Source organism: Streptomyces sp. NPDC096012 (assembly GCF_040426375.1).
GTDB lineage: Bacteria > Actinomycetota > Actinomycetes > Streptomycetales > Streptomycetaceae > Streptomyces.
In genome coordinates, this window is record NZ_JBEOTD010000059.1 from 1 (window position 1) to 16,020 (window position 16,020).

Here is a 16,020-nt window from a genome sequence, read left to right on the forward strand (position 1 = left end):
GGGGCCCGGGCCTCTCCCGTGCCCCCACACCGCCTCGGGTGCCCCGGCCCGGCACGCGCCGGGGCACCCTGAGGCGGTGTGCGGGTTGTCTCCGGCGGCGAGTGGAGACCGGGCAGCACAGTCCACCCGGCGACGGCCTCACCCCGCCGGGCGGCGCAGTCGGCCCGGCGACGGCCTCACCCCGCCGGGCGGCGCAGTCGGCCCGGCGACGGCCCCACCCCGCCGGGCAGCACAGTCGACCCGACGGCGGCCTCACCCCGCCGGGCAGCACAGTCGACCCGACGGCGGCCTCACCCCGCCGGGCAGCACAGTCGACCCGACGGCGGCCTCATCCCGCCGGGCGGCGCAGTCGGCCCGGCGGCGGCCTCGGAGCGCTCGCGCCCGCCGCCCCCGCCGGGTCCTCCGTCATACGACCGGCTGCACGTCCGGATCCCGGCCCTCCGCGTACTCCTCGCTGATCTCCTTCGGCCCGAACGGCCAGACCTTCTCCATCCGGGCCCAGACCAGGAAGGCCACACAGCCGAGCGCGAGCCACGCGAGGGACCACTCGACGGGGTGGCGGCCGGGAGAGTTCCTGTCGGCGTACCCGTAGATCACGCACCAGCCGGCGAAGGCGACGACGCTCGGCAGGGGGTAGAGCCACATCCGGTACGGACGGGACAGCGTCGGCCGGCGTCTGCGCAGGACGGTGAGCGCCACGATCTGGGCGAGGGCCTGGACGATGACCATCACCGTGGTGAGCAGCTGGATCAGCGTCGCGAGGTCGGTGTGGCGGCCGATCAGGAAGCCGACGGCGGTGATCACCCCCATGGTCGCAAGCCCCAGCACGGGGAAGCGGTGCCTGGGGTGCAGCTTCTCGTACGGGCGGAAGAACACCCGGTCCCGGGCGGCGTCGTAGGGCACCCGGGAGCCGCCGAGCAGACCGGCGAACACGGAGGCGAAGGCGGTGATCAGGATCAGTACGGTCACCACGTCGGCCGCACCGCCGCCCCAGGTCTCCTCCAGCACCGCGGAGGCCACCGAGGTGGAGGCGATGTCGTGCGGGTCGGTCATCCGGTGCCAGTCGACGACGCCGAGCGTGCCGATCTGCAGCAGCAGGTAGATCGCCATGATGCCGAGGATGGAGAAGAGGATCGAGCGCGGCAGGGTGCGGCCCGGGTCCTTGATCTCGGCGCCCATGTACGCGGTGGTGTTGTAACCCAGGTAGTCGTAGATGCCGATGGTCAGGCCGGCGGCGAAGCCCAGCCAGAAGTGGTCGCTCGTCAGGTCCCACGCGTGCGCCGGATAGGTGAAGGCCAGGTGCGGGCTGAAGTCCGTGGCGGCGGCCACGATCACCAGGAGCACCGAGGCGATCATCACGGTCCACATCACGGCGGTGATCCGGGCGATGTGCTCGATGCCGCGCCACAGCAGGATCACGACCAGGGCGATGACGCCCAGACCGATCAGATCGCCGGACGTCCGGCCCAGGTCCGGGGCGAGATAGCCCAGGTACTGCACGAAGCCCACCACGCCCGTGGACATGATCAGCGGGATGAACAGCATCGCCGTCCACACGAACAGGAACGGCATGAGGCGTCCGGTGCGGTACTGGAAGGCCTGGCGCAGATAGACGTAGCTGCCGCCGGAGCCGGGCATCGAGGCGCCCAGTTCGGCCCAGACCAGCCCGTCGCACAGGGCGAGCACCGCGCCCGCGACGAACCCGATCACCGCCTGCGGACCGCCGAACGCGGCCACCATCAACGGGATCGTCACGAAGGGGCCGATCCCGCACATCTGGCTCATGTTGATGGCCGTCGCCTGGAACAGGCCGACACGGCGGACGAAGCCACCCGGGGGTGGCGGGCTACCGGACATGGGGACTCCTGACGCGACGGGCCCTGCGCGGCACCCGGCGGGGCCGACTGGCCGATAAAGTTAAGGAGCCTTACTAGAGGCGTCAAGTACGCGTCAGGAATGCACGAGAATGGTGCGATGCCCGCCGGTGACGTCATAGAGCAGCAGGAACAGCCCTGGAGCCGCCGCCGCCTGCGCAGTGCCAACGAGCGGCTGCTCCTGGACCGGCTGCGCGGTCTGGGCGCCGCGTCGCGCGCGCAACTGGCCCGGGAGACCGGCCTGTCGAAACCGACGGTGTCCAGCGCGCTGGCCTCCCTGGAGGCGGCCGGGCTGGTCCACGAGGTCGGCACGCACGCCCCGGAGCGGGGCCGCACCGCCGTGCTGTACGCCCCCGACCCCGCGGCCGGGTACGCCCTCGGTGTCGACATCGGCCGAGGCTGGCTGCGCGTCGCCGTGGCCGACCTGGACGGCACGGTCGTCGCCCGGACCGACGTGCGCAACCGGGCCCGCGCCTCCGCCGCGCTGGCCGACCTGGTCGTGGGCACCGCCCGGCAGGTGATCGCCGGTTCGGGCGTGGACCCGGCGGAGGTGGTGCACGGGGTCGTCGGCACGCCGGGCGTGTACGACGAGCGGCAGCGGCGGGTGCGGTACGCGATGCACCTGCCGGGCTGGGGACGCGCGGGCCTCGTCGACCGGATGCGCGAGGAGCTGGGCGTGCCCCTGGAGGTGCACAACGACGCCAACCTCGCGGCGCTCGGCGAGTACACGTACGGCGTCGGCGCGGGCAGCCGGCTCTTCGCGTACATCCTCATAGGCACCGGTCTGGGCATGGGGGTCGTCAGCGAGGGGCGGCTGTTCACGGGGGCGCACGGGCTGGCCGGGGAGATCGGCTTCCTGCCCTGGGCCGGACGGCCGAAGCCGGAACGGCTTGAGGACGCGGTGTCCGGGGTGGCCGTGGTGGAGACCGCCCGGCGGTTCGGGATGAGCGGGCAGCTGACGGCCAAGGCCGTGTTCGACGCGGCCCGGCAGGGCGATCGGGCCGCCCTGCGCGCGGTGGAGCTGGAGGGGGAGCGGATCGCGCACACCGTCGCGGCCGCCGCCGCCGTCCTCGACCCGGATCTGGTCGTGCTCGGCGGCGGACTCGGCCACAGCGTGGACCTGCTGCTGCGCCCGGTCAGGGAGGGGTTGCGCGCCCTCACCCCACTGCGTCCGCGGATCGCGCCGAGCCGGCTCGGCGAGGACGCGGTGCTGCTCGGCGCGGTGGCCACGGCCCTGGACACCGCCCGGCAGCAGGTGTTCGAGCGCCGGGCGGCCGGAACCTGACGGTGCGACACCGGTCCCGGCCGTGGTCGTTGACACGGATCCGTAGGGGCCCCTAGCTTGAACCGAATTAGTAAAGTTTCCTAACTTTACGAGGCTGGAGACCCCGTGTTCCCTCGCCCCGCACACGCCTCCCGGTACGCCACCACCGCCCTGGCCCTCGCGCTGCTCGGCACGCTGGTCTCCGGCGCCCGGGCCGCGGACCGGCAGCCGGCCTCCGGCGCCCGGGCCGGGGACCGGCAACCGGCCTCCGGCACCTGGACCGCGGACCGGCGACCGGCGTTCGGCAGCGCTCGGGCCGCGTTCCGGCCGGCCGCGCCGCACGCGCCCGCCGAGGTCACGCGCGTCCCAGGGGCCGCCGGGTCGAGCACCCCGCTCGCCGGGTTCGCCATCCGGTCCACGGCCGAGGTGAGCGACTCCCCCGCGGACGTGTCCTCCCCCGGCTACCGGACGGCCGGCTGGTATCCGGCGGGCCCGCGTTCGACGGTCCTCGCGGCGCTGCTCGCCGACGGCGTGTACGCCGACCCGTTCCACTCCACGAACCTGCAGAAGATCCCCCGGGCCGACTTCCAGGTCCCGTGGTGGTACCGCTCGGACTTCACCGTCGAGGACACCGGCCGGCGCACCGCCCTCGACTTCAGCGGCGTGGTCTCGGCGGCCGACGTCTATGTCAACGGCCGCCAGGTGGCGCCGGCGTCGGAGGTCACCGGCGCCTACACCCACCACGAACTCGACATCACCTCCCTGGTCCGGCCCGGCGAGAACACGGTCGCCTTCCGGGTCCGGCCCAACGACCCGGACAAGGACCTGACCATGGGCTGGCTCGACTGGCTCCAGCCGCCGCCCGACCGGAACATGGGCATCGTCCGCGACGTCCTGGTCCGCCGAAGCGGCCCCGTCGCACTGCGGGACGCCCACGTGGTCACCGAACTGGCCGTGCCCTCGCTCGCCACGGCAGAGCTGACGGTGAAGGCGCTGGTCCGCAACGACTCCGGCACGGCGGTCACGGCGGAGGTCTCCGGCGGCGTCGCCGGGACCCGCTTCACCCGCACGGTGCCGCTCGCCGCCCACGAGAAGAAGACGGTCGTCTTCTCCCCCGCCGACGTGCCCGGACTGCGGCTCGCCGCGCCACGGGTGTGGTGGCCCGCCGGCATGGGCGACCAGCCGCTGTACGACCTCGACCTCACCGCGACCGTCGCCGGCACCACGTCGGACAGCGCGCACGAGACCTTCGGCATCCGTGACGTCCGGGCACCGCTGGACCCCGACGGCGCCCGCCAGTACCGCGTCAACGGCCGCAGACTGCTGATCAAGGGCGGCGGCTGGTCGCCGGACGAGTTCCTGCGCTGGGACCGCTCCTACGCCGAGGACCGGCTGAAGTACGCCGTCGACCTGGGCCTGAACACCCTGCGCCTGGAAGGTCACCTGGAGCCCGACGAGTTCTTCGACCTGGCCGACCGCCACGGCGTGCTCACCCTGCCGGGCTGGGAGTGCTGCGACAAGTGGGAGGGCCAGGTCAACCCCGACGGTTCCGGGGAGAAGTGGAGCGAGAGCGACCATGCCGTCGCGAAGGCGTCCATGGCCGCCGAGGCCGCCCGGCTGCGCGGCCATCCGAGCGTGCTCTCCTTCCTGATCGGCAGCGACGCCGCCCCCGACGCGACCATCGAGAAGGGCTACCTGGACGCCCTCGAGGCGGCCGACTGGCCGGCCCCCGTGGTACCGGCCGCCTCCGAGAAGTCCTCGCCGCGGCTGGGCGGTTCGGGCATGAAGATGACGGGCCCCTACGACTGGGTACCGCCCGGCTACTGGTACGCCAAACGCGAGGGCGGGGCCACCGGCTTCAACTCCGAGACCAGCGCGGGCCCGAGCATCCCCACCCTCGACACCCTGCGCCGGATGATGACGCCCGCCGAACTCGACACCCTGTGGAAGAGCCCGGACGCCAGGCAGTACCACCGCTCGCCGTCGACCGTCTTCGGCACGCTCAAGATCTACGACAACGCCCTCGCCGGCCGCTACGGCGCACCGACGAGCCTCGCCGACTACGTGCGCAAGGCCCAGCTGACGCAGTACGAGAACGTGCGCGCCCAGTTCGAGGCGTACGAACGCAACGCGACGGACGCGGACCGGCCCGCCACGGGAGTCGTCCACTGGATGTTCAACAGCGGCTGGACGTCCCTGCACTGGCAGCTGACGGACCGTTATCTCGACCAGAACGGCGCCTACTTCGGAGCCAAGAAGGCGAACGAGCCGCTGCACATCCAGTACTCCTACGACGACCGCTCCGTCGTGGTGCTGAACAACCGGACCGCCCCGGCCGACGGCCTCACCGCCCGGGCCACGCTGTTCGACCCCGACGGCACCGAGCGGTACGACAGGACCGTCACCGGTGTGGCGGTGGACGGGGACGGGGCACACGCCACACCGCTCACCCTGCCGTCCTCGGTGAGCGGACTGTCCCGGACGTATCTGCTGCGGCTGGTGCTCACCGGCCCGGACGGCAAGGAGGTGAGCCGGAACGTGTACTGGCTCTCCACCCGGCCCGACACCCTCGACTGGAACGGCACCACCTGGTACTACACGCCGACGACGGCCTACGCCGGCCTCAAGGGGCTGGCCTCGATGGCGCAGGTGCCGACGACGGCGACGGCGTCCACCACGTCGTCCGGCGGCATGTCGACCACCACGGTGACCGTGCGCAACACGGGCGGTGGCACGACGCCGTCGCTGCTGACGGACGTCCACCTGGTCGACGCGCGGGGCGAGCCGGTGCTGCCGGTGCGCTGGTCGGACAACGAGGTGACCCTGTGGCCGGGCGAGTCGGCGACCTTGACCGCCACCTACCGAACGGCGGACCTGCGCGGCTCGGCACCGAACGTGCGGGTCTCCGGGTGGAACACACCGCAGCGGACGGTGCCGGCGGCCTGACGGGATCGCGGTCAACGCCGGTACACGTAGGGGGTGGTGGTGCTCAGCGCGTGGAAGCCGAGGCGCCGGAGGATCGGGCGGCTCATGGGTGAGGCGTCGACCTGCAGGTACCGGTAGCCGTGGGCGGCGGCCACCCGGGCGCGGTGGGCGACCAGGGCGCGGTAGACGCCCCGGCCCCGCCACGCCTCGACGGTGCCGCCGCCCCACAGCCCGGCGAACCGGCTGCCGGGCACCAGTTCCCACCGCGCCGCACCGACGGGTCCGGTGCCGGCGAGCGCGACCACCGCCACGACCGTGCCGGGGTCGGCGGCCAGGCGGGCGAGCAGCCGGTGGCGCAGCCCGGCGCCGTCGCTGCCGAAGGCCTTCTCGTGGACGTCCACGACCATGTCGACACCGGCCGCATCGACGGCCGGCACCAGCCGGACACCCTCCGGCGGTTCGGCGTCCGGGGCGAGCCGGGCCACCTCGCCGACCATCAGCGTCTCCTCGGGCTCGGCCCGGAACCCGGCGGCGGTGAGCCGGTCTGCGAGATCCACCGGCCGGTCATGGCCGTAGAGCTTCCACTCGAAATCACGGCCGAGGCCGGCGAAGTACTCGATCTGCGCGCTGATCGCCCGGTCCGCGCCGGCCGCGTCCAGGTCCGACCACAGCACGCCGTTCCAGCCGTGCGCGTCCGCGACCTGCCGCACCACCGCGCCGGCCCGCTCGACCCGGGCACCGGGGCCGTCGGGACGGGCGCCCTCGCGCATGTCCCGGTCGTAGAGGGCGAGCACCGCCGTGTGATCCATGCGCCCACTGCAGCATGCCCGCCCGGCGAGCGGCAACGGAGTTTACGCGTCACCGGGCGCGGCCGGCCCCGGCCGCACGGCGGCCACGCGGACCGCGAGCCGGCCGCAGCCGCGGTCACGGCGGCTGCAACCCCGACGGTTACTGCGGCTGCCGCCACGGTGGTTGCGGTGCAGCAGTGAATCGCGGGGACGGCGGTTGCGGCTGCGGCCACGGTGGTGGCGGGGACGCCAGTGAACGGCGGGACGGCAGTTGCAGTTGCGGCTGCGGCTGCGGCTGCGGCTGCCGCCACGGTGGTGGCGGGGACGGCGGTGAATGGCGGGACGGCAGTTGCAGTTGCGGCTGCGGCTGCGGTGGTGGCGGGGACGCCAGTGAATGGCGGGACGGCAGTTGCAGTTGCGGCTGCGGCTGCGGCTGCGGCTGCGGCTGCGGCTGCCGCCACGGTGGTGGCGGGGACGGCGGTGAACGGCGGGACGGCGGCTGGGGTCGCGCTCGCATGCCGGGACAGCCGGTGCGGGTCCGGACGCGCCCGATGCGCCGGACCCTTGGCTTCCGCCCGCGGGTTCAGCCGAGTTCGAGCGTGGCGGCGCCGAACACGCGCTCCTGGGCGTGGGCGCGCACCGGACCGGTGTACATGCGCGCGGTCTCGAAGGAGGGACGGAGCCCGGCCTCCTCGGCGAGCGCGACGCCGGCCGCGTTCGGCTCGGGGACGTCGATCGCGATCTCCTCGCCGGCGGCCTCGGCGACGAGGGTGTCGAACAGTGCGCGCGCGTCCTCCGCGGTGTCGGCGAAGAGGGGCCCGATGCGCGGGCTGTCGTGGCCGGGGCGGATCACTCCGTAGCCGGTGAGCCGTTCGCCGGCGTGGCGGACGAAGGCGCGGTGGCCGGGGCCGGAGAGCCACTCGGCGAGGAAGCGCGGGCGGTCGGCCGGGCAGCAGGCGCTGTCGTAGGCGGCGATCGCGGCCAGGTCGGCGAGGCCGGCGGGGCGCACGCCGGCGGCGACCGCACGCCCGGGCGCGACGCCGGTGAACCGGGTGGTGCGGTAGGCCATCTCGAAGCCGGACTGGCGGTAGTTGTCCTGCTGGGCGACGACTCCGTCGAGGCCGACGGTGCGGTTGCCGGCGTGGGCGAGGGCCGTCTTCCAGGTGGTGAGGCCGTGACCGCGACCGCGCAGGTCGGGGCGGACGAGGTAGCAGCCGAGGAAGGCGTAGTCGGGGCCGTAGTTGACGACCGAGATGGCCGACACCGGTTCCCCGTCGATCCGGCCGAGGAAGAACCCCCCGGGGTCCTGGGCGAAGAACGCGGGCCCGTCGGACAGTCCGGGGTTCCAGCCCTCCGCCGCGGCCCACCCGCTGATCACCGGCCAGTCGGCGAGGGTGGCCTGCGTGACGACGAGGTCATGGGGGGCCGCAGAGGTCATCGGTGCGCTCCGTGTGCGTCGGGGATCGGACTGCCGCGGAGCATCCTCGCGGATCTGTGGAGGGCCGCGCCATACGGAGATCGGACTTTGCGCCCCAGGCCGGCACGGCCGTCCACCTGCACCGGCCCGCCTGTGGGGTGCCGCCCGGTCCCCACCGGGCCGGCGTCCGGTGGGGACTCGGAAGGGGCGCCGGTCAGCGGGTGCGGGCCGGGCCGAAGCGGCGGTACAGGACCGCGCCGGTGAGGAGGAGCGCGGCGCTGCCGGCGACGGCGGGGGCCGTCAGGTCGGTTCCGGTGTGCGCCAGCGCGGCCGGCTCGGGCTCCGCGGCGGGGCGGTGCGTGGCCGGGTGGGACCGGACCGGGGCCGGCGGCCTCGCGGGGGTCGGGGTGCGAGGAGTGCTCGGCCGCTCCACGGGACCGTTCACCGACTGGTTGCCGTGGGCCGGGTTGCCCAGGCCGACCACGTTGACGCTGTTGCCGCTGATGTTCACCGGAAGGTCGACGGGCAGCTGCACACCGTTGCCGGACAGCAGGCCCGGCGAGTCCCCCGCCCCGCCCCGGGCCGACGCACCGCCGGACGAGGCCGACCGGCCCGCACCGGCGTCGTCGGCCTTCGCACCGCCCGTGTTGGCGCACGTGTTGCCGGCGGCCGGGTTGAGCAGCCCCACGACGTTCACGGTGTTGCCGCAGACGTTGACCGGAACGTGCACCGGGAGCTGGATGCCGTTGCCGGAGATCAGCCCGGGCGAGCGGACGGCGGAGCCGTCCGCCGCGGCACCGTCGGCCGCGAAGGCTGCGGACACCGGCAGCGCCACTGCCATCGCGCCGGACGCGGCGGCGACGGCGATCACACCGTTTCGGGTAGCCCGTCTCATAGGTTTCCTGCCTTCCAGACGTCGTCGCGGGTACTCACCCGCATCTGGGGAAACGGTGGTGAACGGATCCCAGTTATGGCTTATCGGCCTTTCACCCCATCGAGTGGCAGGCTTATCGAACCTCATGTAAAGCGACCCAATGATCACGAATGGCCCACAGGAGGCGCGGGGCGTCCCGGCGCCGAAGGCCGTCCCGCTCGTCCGGAGGCGGGCCCCGCGGGGCCCGCTTATGGTGATCCAAGGGCGCCGTCCCCCGGTCCGCGGCGGGCGCCCCGGGAGGCGAACGATGCTGGCCAAGCTGTCCCCACGGCCCGCCGTGCGGCGCTGCGCGGTGGCCGGAGCCCTCGCCCTGGCGTTGCTCGGCGCCGCGCTGCCCGCGACCGCGGTCACGGCCGGGCCGCCGCAGCCCGACCTGACGCGCTTCTACCGGCAGAAGGTGGCGTGGGCCGCCTGCGAGGGCCCGGACATGCCGAAGGACCTGCAGTGCGCCAAGGTCACCGTGCCGCTCGACTACGCCCGTCCGCAGGCCGGCACGCTGGAGGTGGCGCTGGCCCGCTACCGCGCCACGGGCCACTCGCGCGGCTCGGTGCTGCTCAACTTCGGCGGCCCTGGCGGTGCCGGCATCAGCGCGCTCGCCGAACAGGGCAGGCAGTTCATGGACCTGACCAACGGCTATGACGTGGTCACCTTCGATCCGCGCGGGGTCGGCCGCTCCTCCCCCGTCAGCTGCGGCGAGGGTGCCGACGCGGCCCCGGCCGTGACGAACGAGAACGCCGACCTCGCTCATCCGCAGGCGCTGCTGAAGCAGTTGCGGGTGGCCGCCGACCAGTGCGCCCGGGTCTCCGGCCCGGTACTGCCCCACATCGGCACCGTGAACGCCTCCCGTGACCTGGACGTCATGCGTCAGGCGCTCGGCGACGACAAGCTCAACTACCTCGGGTTCTCCTACGGAACGCGGCTCGGGGCGGTGTACGCGGCACAGTTCCCGGACAAGGTCGGGCGGCTGGCCCTCGACGGGGTGGACACCCTGACCGAGCCGCTGTCCGAGCAGGGCATCGCGGGCGCCGAGGGTCAGCAGACCGCGCTGGACGACTTCCTGGACTGGTGTACGACGGACGTCGTGTGTCCGTTCGGCAAGGACCGGCGCGCGGCCGGGGAGCAGGTCGTGCGGGTCGTGCGCTCCCTGGACGAGCACCCGGTGCCGACGGACTTCGGCACCTCGTTCTCCGGTCAGGACCTGGTCGGCGCCCTCGGGCAGGGCCTCTACAGCAGGGAGATGTGGCCCCTGCTGGAGCGCGCCCTGGCCTCACTGTTCGAGGACGGCGACGCCCGGGGCGTGCTGAACTTCTCCGCCGGCGGCGTGGGCCTGCCCCACAAGGGTCGGCGCGCCGGCCTGCCCCGCGGGGATCACCACAAGGACGGCCGCCTCGTGAGCGCCGACGAGATACCGGCGGACAACCTGCCGTCCGCGCTGATGGCGATCAACTGCGCGGACGATCCGGACCGGCCCACCGCGGCCCGGATCACCGAGGACCTGAAGGAGCTCCGGGCGACGTACGACAAGGCCTCGCCCGTCTTCGGCCGCTACCGGCTCACGCAGTTGCTGATGTGCTACGGCCGGCCGCGGGGCACGGACTTCATCCGGGACCGGGTCAAGGACGTCCCGTCGGCGAAGCTGCTGCTCGTGGGCACCCGTGGCGACCCGGCGACGCCGTACCGGTGGGCCGTGGAGACGGCCGGACGGCTCGGCCCGTCGGCCGTGGTCCTGGACAACAAGGGCGACGGCCACACCGGCTACTCCTCCTCCACGTGCGTGCACCGCAAGGTCGACGACTTCCTGCTGTACGGCTCCCTGCCCGCGAACGGCAGTTCCTGCCCGGCGGACGAACACGCCTGAAGCCCCGGCGGACGAACACGCCCGAAGCGGCGCGAGCACCGCCGGCCTGCCACGGCCCCGCGGGCCCGGGAGCGAACACCGCCGAACGGTGGCAGGACCGGCGCAGACGCGTGTCCGCCGCGGTGCGGGAGCAACCTTCCGCGGGCCCCGGCCGTCACACTGGGCAGGCCGCCATGACCCGTACGTGCCCGCGACAGGGGGAACCACCTTGCGTATCCGCGCCGCCCTCGCCGTACCCGCCGTCTCGGCCGCCGCCGCGGCCCTCCTGCTGACCGCGCCGCCGAGCCAGGCCGCCACGGGCCCGGCCCGGCCCGCGCGCTGCGCCGAGAAGGCGCTGACCGTACGGGCGCGGGCCGCGGCCACCGATCCGGCCGTGGTGCGCATGAGCGTCACCAACCGGGGAGGGCGCGCCTGCGTCGTCGACCGGGTGCCCACGGTGACCTTCGGGGACCTGGACGGGGCCGCGCTGCCGGTGCCGGAGGGCGGCACCGGCGGCTACCGGCTCACGGCGGGCGGCACCGCCTACGCCGACGTCCGGACCATCGGCGACCCGGCGGACCCCGAAGCCCGCCGGGTGGGGTCGCTCAGCGTGGCCGCGTCGGCGGCGCACCGGGGCCGTTCCTTCACCGCCGCACGGCTCGGCACCGGCGAGGAGGTCCTGGTCTGGGAGCCGGTGACGACGTGGTGGCAGCCCACGGCGGCGGCCGCCGACCGGGCCATCGGTCTCGGCTGAGGATCGGCTCGGGCGAGTGGAGGCCATCGGCCTCAGCCGAGGGTCAGCTCGGGCGAGTAGAGGTCGAGCCACCGGGCGAGGTCCAGGGTGCGTTCCAGACCGCGCCGGGCCACCTGGGTGCTGACCGGTGCGTCCCGTTCGGCGGCCGCCCGGACCCGGTCGCGGTCGACCAGGTCGAAGACGCGGTGGGCGGGCCGGGAGAGCAGGTCCTTGGCCTGGTCCTGCAGGGCGCGGGCGTACCGCGGGTCCTGGGTGGACGGGTAGGGGCTCTTGACCCGGTCGTACACCGAGCGGGGCAGGACGTCCGCGGTGGCCTCCCGCAGCAGGCTCTTCTCCCGGCCGTCGAAGGACTTCAGCGCCCAGGGGGCGTTGTAGACGTACTCGACCAGCCGGTGGTCGCAGAACGGCACGCGCACCTCGAGGCCGACGGCCATGCTCATGCGGTCCTTGCGGTCGAGCAGGGCGCGGACGAAGCGGGTCAGGTGCAGGTGGCTGATCTGCCGCATCCGGTACTCGAAGTCGCTCTCGCCGGCGGGCCGGTCGATGCCGGCGACCGCTGTGCGGTAACCGTCGGCCACGTACGCTTCCAGGTCCAGGGACTTGCCGACGTCGGTGCGCAGGACCTCGGCGTCGTCGCCGAAGTGGCGGCCGGAGCGCACCAGCCAGGGGAAGGTGTCGGCACGGCGCGCCTCCTCGTCGAAGAACTGCAGGTATCCGCCGAAGACCTCGTCGGCGGACTCGCCGGACAGGGCCACCGTGGACTCGGCCCGGATGGCGCGGAAGAGCAGCAGCAGCGAGGCGTCCATGTCGCCGAAGCCGGCCGGCAGGTCGCGGGCGCGGATCACCTGCTCGCGCACCGCGGGGTCGGCGAGCGCCTGCGCGTCGAGGACGATGTCCTGGTGGTCGGTGTCCGCCAGCCTGGCCACGTCGTGCACGAAGGGGGTGTCCTGGGTGCCGCGCAGTTCGTCGGCGACGAAGTTGTCGGCCTGGCCGGCGAAGTCGACGGCGAAGCTGCGCACCTTCTCCCCGTGCTCGCCCAGCTGCCGGGCGGCCAGCGCGGTCATGGCCGAGGAGTCGAGACCGCCGGAGAGCAGGGTGCAGCGCGGGACGTCGGCGACGAGCTGGCGGCGCACGATGTCGTCGAGGAGCGAGCGCACGGTGGCGATGGTGGTGTCCCGGTCGTCGGTGTGCTCGCGGGTCTCCAGCCGCCAGTAGGCGCGGGTGGTGAGGCCGGAGCGGTCCACGGTGACGACGGTGCCCGGTTCGACCTCCCGCATGCCGTCCCAGATCGCGTGTCCGGGCGTCTTGACCATGACGAACAGCTCGCGCAGGCCGTCCAGTGAGACGCGGGGGCGGGCCAGCGGGTTGGCGAGGATCGCCTTGGGCTCGGAGCCGAACAGGACACCGTCGGGGGTCGGGTGGTAGTAGAACGGCTTGATGCCCATGCGGTCGCGGATCATCACCAGCTTGTCGTGGCGGCCGTCCCACACCGCGAACGCGAACATGCCGTTGAGGCGCTGGGCGACCCCGTCACCCCATTCGAGGTATCCGTGCAGGACGACCTCGGTGTCGGAGTCGGTGGTGAACCGGTGGCCGCGGCCCTCGAGTTCCCGTCGCAGCTCGGTGAAGTTGTACGCCTCCCCGGAGTAGACCAGGGCGACGGCCCCCTCGGGGGTGCTGAGGGACATCGGCTGACGGCCGCCGGGGAGGTCGATGACGGCGAGCCGGCGGTGCCCCAGGGCGGCGGGGCCGTCGACCCAGGTGCCGCGGTCGTCCGGGCCCCGGCAGGCCATCGTCTCGGTCATCGCGTGCAATGTGGTCGCCTCGGTGGTCAGGTCACGGTCGAACGAGATCCATCCCGTGATGCCGCACATGCGCTGCCTCCTGCCTCTGCTCGCCACGGACCCCTCGCTCACCTGCGCTTTCGGGTGGCGGTTGACCCTGGAGGGCAAACCAGTTGTACCGAGCATCTACATGACGAGCCTCCGTCTGCGTCGGCGCGCGGTCAACGCGGCCGCACCACGGTCGCGAGCGCACCCCCATGGTTTCGGCCGGGTTTTGCTTGCGCGAAATCCACCCCGCCCCATGCCACCGGGCCGGCGCCGTCAGGAACCGGCCAGACGCAAAGACTTCCCCAAGCGCCGAGGGGTGCACGGATTCCCGGTCAGGAACGGTCCGCTCGGGGCGGTGGGCTGAACGGGCTTCCCGACCGGCTTCCCGACGAGGCCCCCCGACCGGCTTCCCGACGGGGCTTGCCGGCCGGCAGACGGAGCCGGGACGCGCTGCCGGGACCCGTGCGGGCATCCGGGGAGCGGTCCGCCGTGGGCGTGCCTGAAGACCGGCGCCGCCGTGCGTTTCGTGCCCGACGGCGTCCTGGGCGACGCGGCCGGCATCGCGGGCGTGCTGCCGTACTGAGCCCCGGGCCCTTCCGGAGCACGCCCGAACGGCCCTCTTCCACCGGCGTACGCTACGGCGTGATCGTCGGTGGAGGGAGCACGCACATGGGTGACCTGCTGGGCGTGGCGGTACTGGGTGCCGGCCACATGGGCGCCGATCACATACGACGCCTTGGCCACGTGGTGAGCGGCGCCAGGGTCGCCGCCGTCGCCGATCCCGACGTCGAGCGGGCGAAGGAAGCGGTGGCCGGCCTGTCCGGGGTGAGCGTGCACACCGATCCGTCGGCTGCCCTGGACGCCCCCGGCGTGGCGGCCGTCCTGGTCGCCTCCCCCGGTCCCGCTCACGAGGAGGCACTGCTCGCCTGCTTCGCCCGCGGGCTGCCGGTGCTGTGCGAGAAGCCGATGGTGCCGGACTCCGCCGGCGCGCTGCGGGTGGTGGAGGCCGAGGCGCGGCTCGGCCGCCGGCTGGCACAGATCGGCTTCATGCGGCGCTACGACGCCGGGTACCGCCGGCTGAAGGCGCTGCTGGACGGCGGAAGCCTCGGCCGGCCGCTGATACTGCACTGCACCCATCGCAATGTCTCCTCCCCCGGCCACTTCACCAGCGCCATGCTGATCAACAGCTCCGTCTCGCACGAGATCGACGCGGCCCGCTGGCTGCTCGGGCAGGAGCTGACGGCGGTGCGCGTACTGCGGCCCAGGTCGTCCTCGGGCGCCCCCGAGGGGCTGGTCGATCCGCAGTTCGTCCTGTTCGAGACCGAGCGGGGCGCCCTCGTCGACGTCGAGGTCTTCGTCAACTGCGGCTTCGGCTACCAGGTGCGCTGCGAGGCCGTGGGCGAGGCGGGCAGCGCCCGGATCGGCGACGAGCACACCATGGTGGTCACCACCGGGGGCAGGGCCGCGCAGGAGGTGGCGCAGGACTATCTGGTGCGGTTCGCCGACGCCTACGACCGCGAGGTGCAGGCCTGGGTCGACGCCACACGGCGCGGCCGGGTCACGGGGCCGGGCGTGTGGGACGGCTACGCGGCGTCCGTCGTGGCCGAGGCCGGGGTCCGGTCCCTGGAGACGGGCCACCGGGTCGCCGTCGACCTCGCCCCGCGCCCGGACGCCGGGTAGCGGTGCGGGGCCGGGCGTCCGGCCGGCAGCTCACACCCCGTCGAACAGGGTGCTCAGCCCTCGCTCGACCACCGCCGCCATGTCCTCGTGGCCCGCCGCCACGGTCTCGTAGGTGCGCAGCAGGAAGCGGCGCAGCGCCGAGGCCTGGAACTGCAACAGGGCGAGGCCGTGGGGCGAGTGGAACTCCAGCACCGTCCGCGCGTGGCCGGACGGCCATATCTGTACGTCGCCGTGGCCGGCCGGGGCCCGCAGCCCCTGGTCGAGCAGGGCGCGCGCGAAGGTCCAGGTGACCTCCTCCCCCTCCAGGGCCGCCTCGGCGGGGAAGTCCACGAAGACGGCGAGCGGGTCGTCCGTCGTGTACCGAAGTGTCGCCGACACCGGGATCTCCCGGTCCTCGGCGGTGATGAGCCGGGCAAGGGTGGGCTGTTCGATGAAGACGTCCATGCCTTTATGGAGTCCGTGGAGGCCCTGCGCATGGCGCCAAATCCGGTCAGAATCCGGCGGATACCGGCCGTACGGCGCGGGCATCGGACACCAGTGCGTCGAACACCCGCATGAGCCGCCGTCCCGAGGCGGCCGAACCGGTCCAAGGCACGTAGGGGTCCTACGACTTGACTCCCCAGGCGCGTACGTCACGCCTACGCGCGGATCACTCCGGGAAGACTCTGGCATATGCCGAAAGCACCACCGTATCGTGTGTTGCCGAATCCCTTAC

11 protein-coding genes are annotated in these 16,020 nt (G+C 73.5%); 5 read left to right on the forward strand and 6 right to left on the reverse strand.

Going from position 1 to position 16,020, the window contains the following annotated elements; genetic code table 11:
• Nucleotides 1-405: 405 nt before the first annotated feature.
• On the reverse strand, nt 406-1,857 hold the full coding sequence (locus ABVB68_RS34375; RefSeq protein ID WP_353605125.1) for an APC family permease: 1,452 nt from the start codon (nt 1,855-1,857) through the stop codon (nt 406-408).
• Nucleotides 1,858-1,974: 117 nt separating this feature from the next.
• Here ABVB68_RS34375 and ABVB68_RS34380 point away from each other — a divergent pair, with 117 nt between their 5' ends.
• Nucleotides 1,975-3,159, forward strand: a complete 1,185-nt coding sequence (locus ABVB68_RS34380) for an ROK family transcriptional regulator (RefSeq protein WP_353605126.1) — start codon at nt 1,975-1,977, stop codon at nt 3,157-3,159.
• A gap of 105 nt (nt 3,160-3,264) precedes the next feature.
• The gene (locus ABVB68_RS34385; RefSeq protein ID WP_353605127.1) at nt 3,265-6,084 is read left to right on the forward strand and encodes a glycoside hydrolase family 2 protein; all 2,820 of its coding nucleotides are present in this window, start codon (nt 3,265-3,267) and stop codon (nt 6,082-6,084) included.
• A gap of 11 nt (nt 6,085-6,095) precedes the next feature.
• On the opposite strand, the gene ABVB68_RS34390 is transcribed toward ABVB68_RS34385, so the two are convergent.
• The 3 genes from ABVB68_RS34390 to ABVB68_RS34400 form a co-directional block, all read right to left on the reverse strand.
• Nucleotides 6,096-6,872, reverse strand: a complete 777-nt coding sequence (locus ABVB68_RS34390) for a GNAT family N-acetyltransferase (RefSeq protein ID WP_353605128.1) — start codon at nt 6,870-6,872, stop codon at nt 6,096-6,098.
• 562 nt (nt 6,873-7,434) lie between these two features.
• On the reverse strand, nt 7,435-8,289 hold the full coding sequence (locus ABVB68_RS34395) for a GNAT family N-acetyltransferase (protein ID WP_353605129.1): 855 nt from the start codon (nt 8,287-8,289) through the stop codon (nt 7,435-7,437).
• A 193-nt stretch (nt 8,290-8,482) separates the two neighbouring features.
• Nucleotides 8,483-9,139, reverse strand: a complete 657-nt coding sequence (locus tag ABVB68_RS34400; protein WP_353605130.1) for a chaplin — start codon at nt 9,137-9,139, stop codon at nt 8,483-8,485.
• A gap of 310 nt (nt 9,140-9,449) precedes the next feature.
• Between ABVB68_RS34400 and ABVB68_RS34405 the strand changes: the two genes are divergently transcribed.
• Both ABVB68_RS34405 and ABVB68_RS34410 read left to right on the forward strand, forming a co-directional pair.
• Complete coding sequence (locus ABVB68_RS34405) at nt 9,450-11,060, forward strand: alpha/beta hydrolase (RefSeq protein ID WP_353605131.1); 1,611 nt, start codon at nt 9,450-9,452, stop codon at nt 11,058-11,060.
• A 208-nt stretch (nt 11,061-11,268) separates the two neighbouring features.
• Entirely contained in the window at nt 11,269-11,793 is a 525-nt protein-coding gene (locus tag ABVB68_RS34410; protein ID WP_353605132.1) for a DUF4232 domain-containing protein, read from the forward strand.
• 32 nt (nt 11,794-11,825) lie between these two features.
• On the opposite strand, the gene asnB is transcribed toward ABVB68_RS34410, so the two are convergent.
• Nucleotides 11,826-13,667 (reverse strand): asparagine synthase (glutamine-hydrolyzing), encoded by a 1,842-nt coding sequence (gene asnB, locus ABVB68_RS34415; protein ID WP_353605133.1) that lies wholly within the window; start codon nt 13,665-13,667, stop codon nt 11,826-11,828.
• A 627-nt stretch (nt 13,668-14,294) separates the two neighbouring features.
• Between asnB and ABVB68_RS34420 the strand changes: the two genes are divergently transcribed.
• A complete protein-coding gene (locus tag ABVB68_RS34420; RefSeq protein ID WP_353605134.1) occupies nt 14,295-15,305 on the forward strand; it encodes a Gfo/Idh/MocA family protein in 1,011 nt (336 codons plus the stop codon).
• A gap of 30 nt (nt 15,306-15,335) precedes the next feature.
• Here the strand turns inward: ABVB68_RS34420 and ABVB68_RS34425 are convergent, their stop codons facing one another.
• Nucleotides 15,336-15,749, reverse strand: a complete 414-nt coding sequence (locus ABVB68_RS34425) for an SsgA family sporulation/cell division regulator (RefSeq protein ID WP_353605135.1) — start codon at nt 15,747-15,749, stop codon at nt 15,336-15,338.
• Nucleotides 15,750-16,020 lie beyond the last annotated feature (271 nt).

What these genes read in the sequence shown, in the direction of transcription:
- ABVB68_RS34380 (WP_353605126.1), top strand. Translation starts at nt 1,975, where the DNA reads ATGCCCGCCGGTGACGTCATAGAGCAGCAGGAACAGCCCTGGAGCCGC.
- ABVB68_RS34375 (WP_353605125.1), bottom strand. Translation starts at nt 1,857, where the DNA reads ATGTCCGGTAGCCCGCCACCCCCGGGTGGCTTCGTCCGCCGTGTCGGC.
- asnB (WP_353605133.1), bottom strand. Translation starts at nt 13,667, where the DNA reads ATGTGCGGCATCACGGGATGGATCTCGTTCGACCGTGACCTGACCACC.
- ABVB68_RS34405 (WP_353605131.1), top strand. Translation starts at nt 9,450, where the DNA reads ATGCTGGCCAAGCTGTCCCCACGGCCCGCCGTGCGGCGCTGCGCGGTG.
- ABVB68_RS34390 (WP_353605128.1), bottom strand. Translation starts at nt 6,872, where the DNA reads ATGGATCACACGGCGGTGCTCGCCCTCTACGACCGGGACATGCGCGAG.
- ABVB68_RS34425 (WP_353605135.1), bottom strand. Translation starts at nt 15,749, where the DNA reads ATGGACGTCTTCATCGAACAGCCCACCCTTGCCCGGCTCATCACCGCC.
- ABVB68_RS34395 (WP_353605129.1), bottom strand. Translation starts at nt 8,289, where the DNA reads ATGACCTCTGCGGCCCCCCATGACCTCGTCGTCACGCAGGCCACCCTC.
- ABVB68_RS34420 (WP_353605134.1), top strand. Translation starts at nt 14,295, where the DNA reads ATGGGTGACCTGCTGGGCGTGGCGGTACTGGGTGCCGGCCACATGGGC.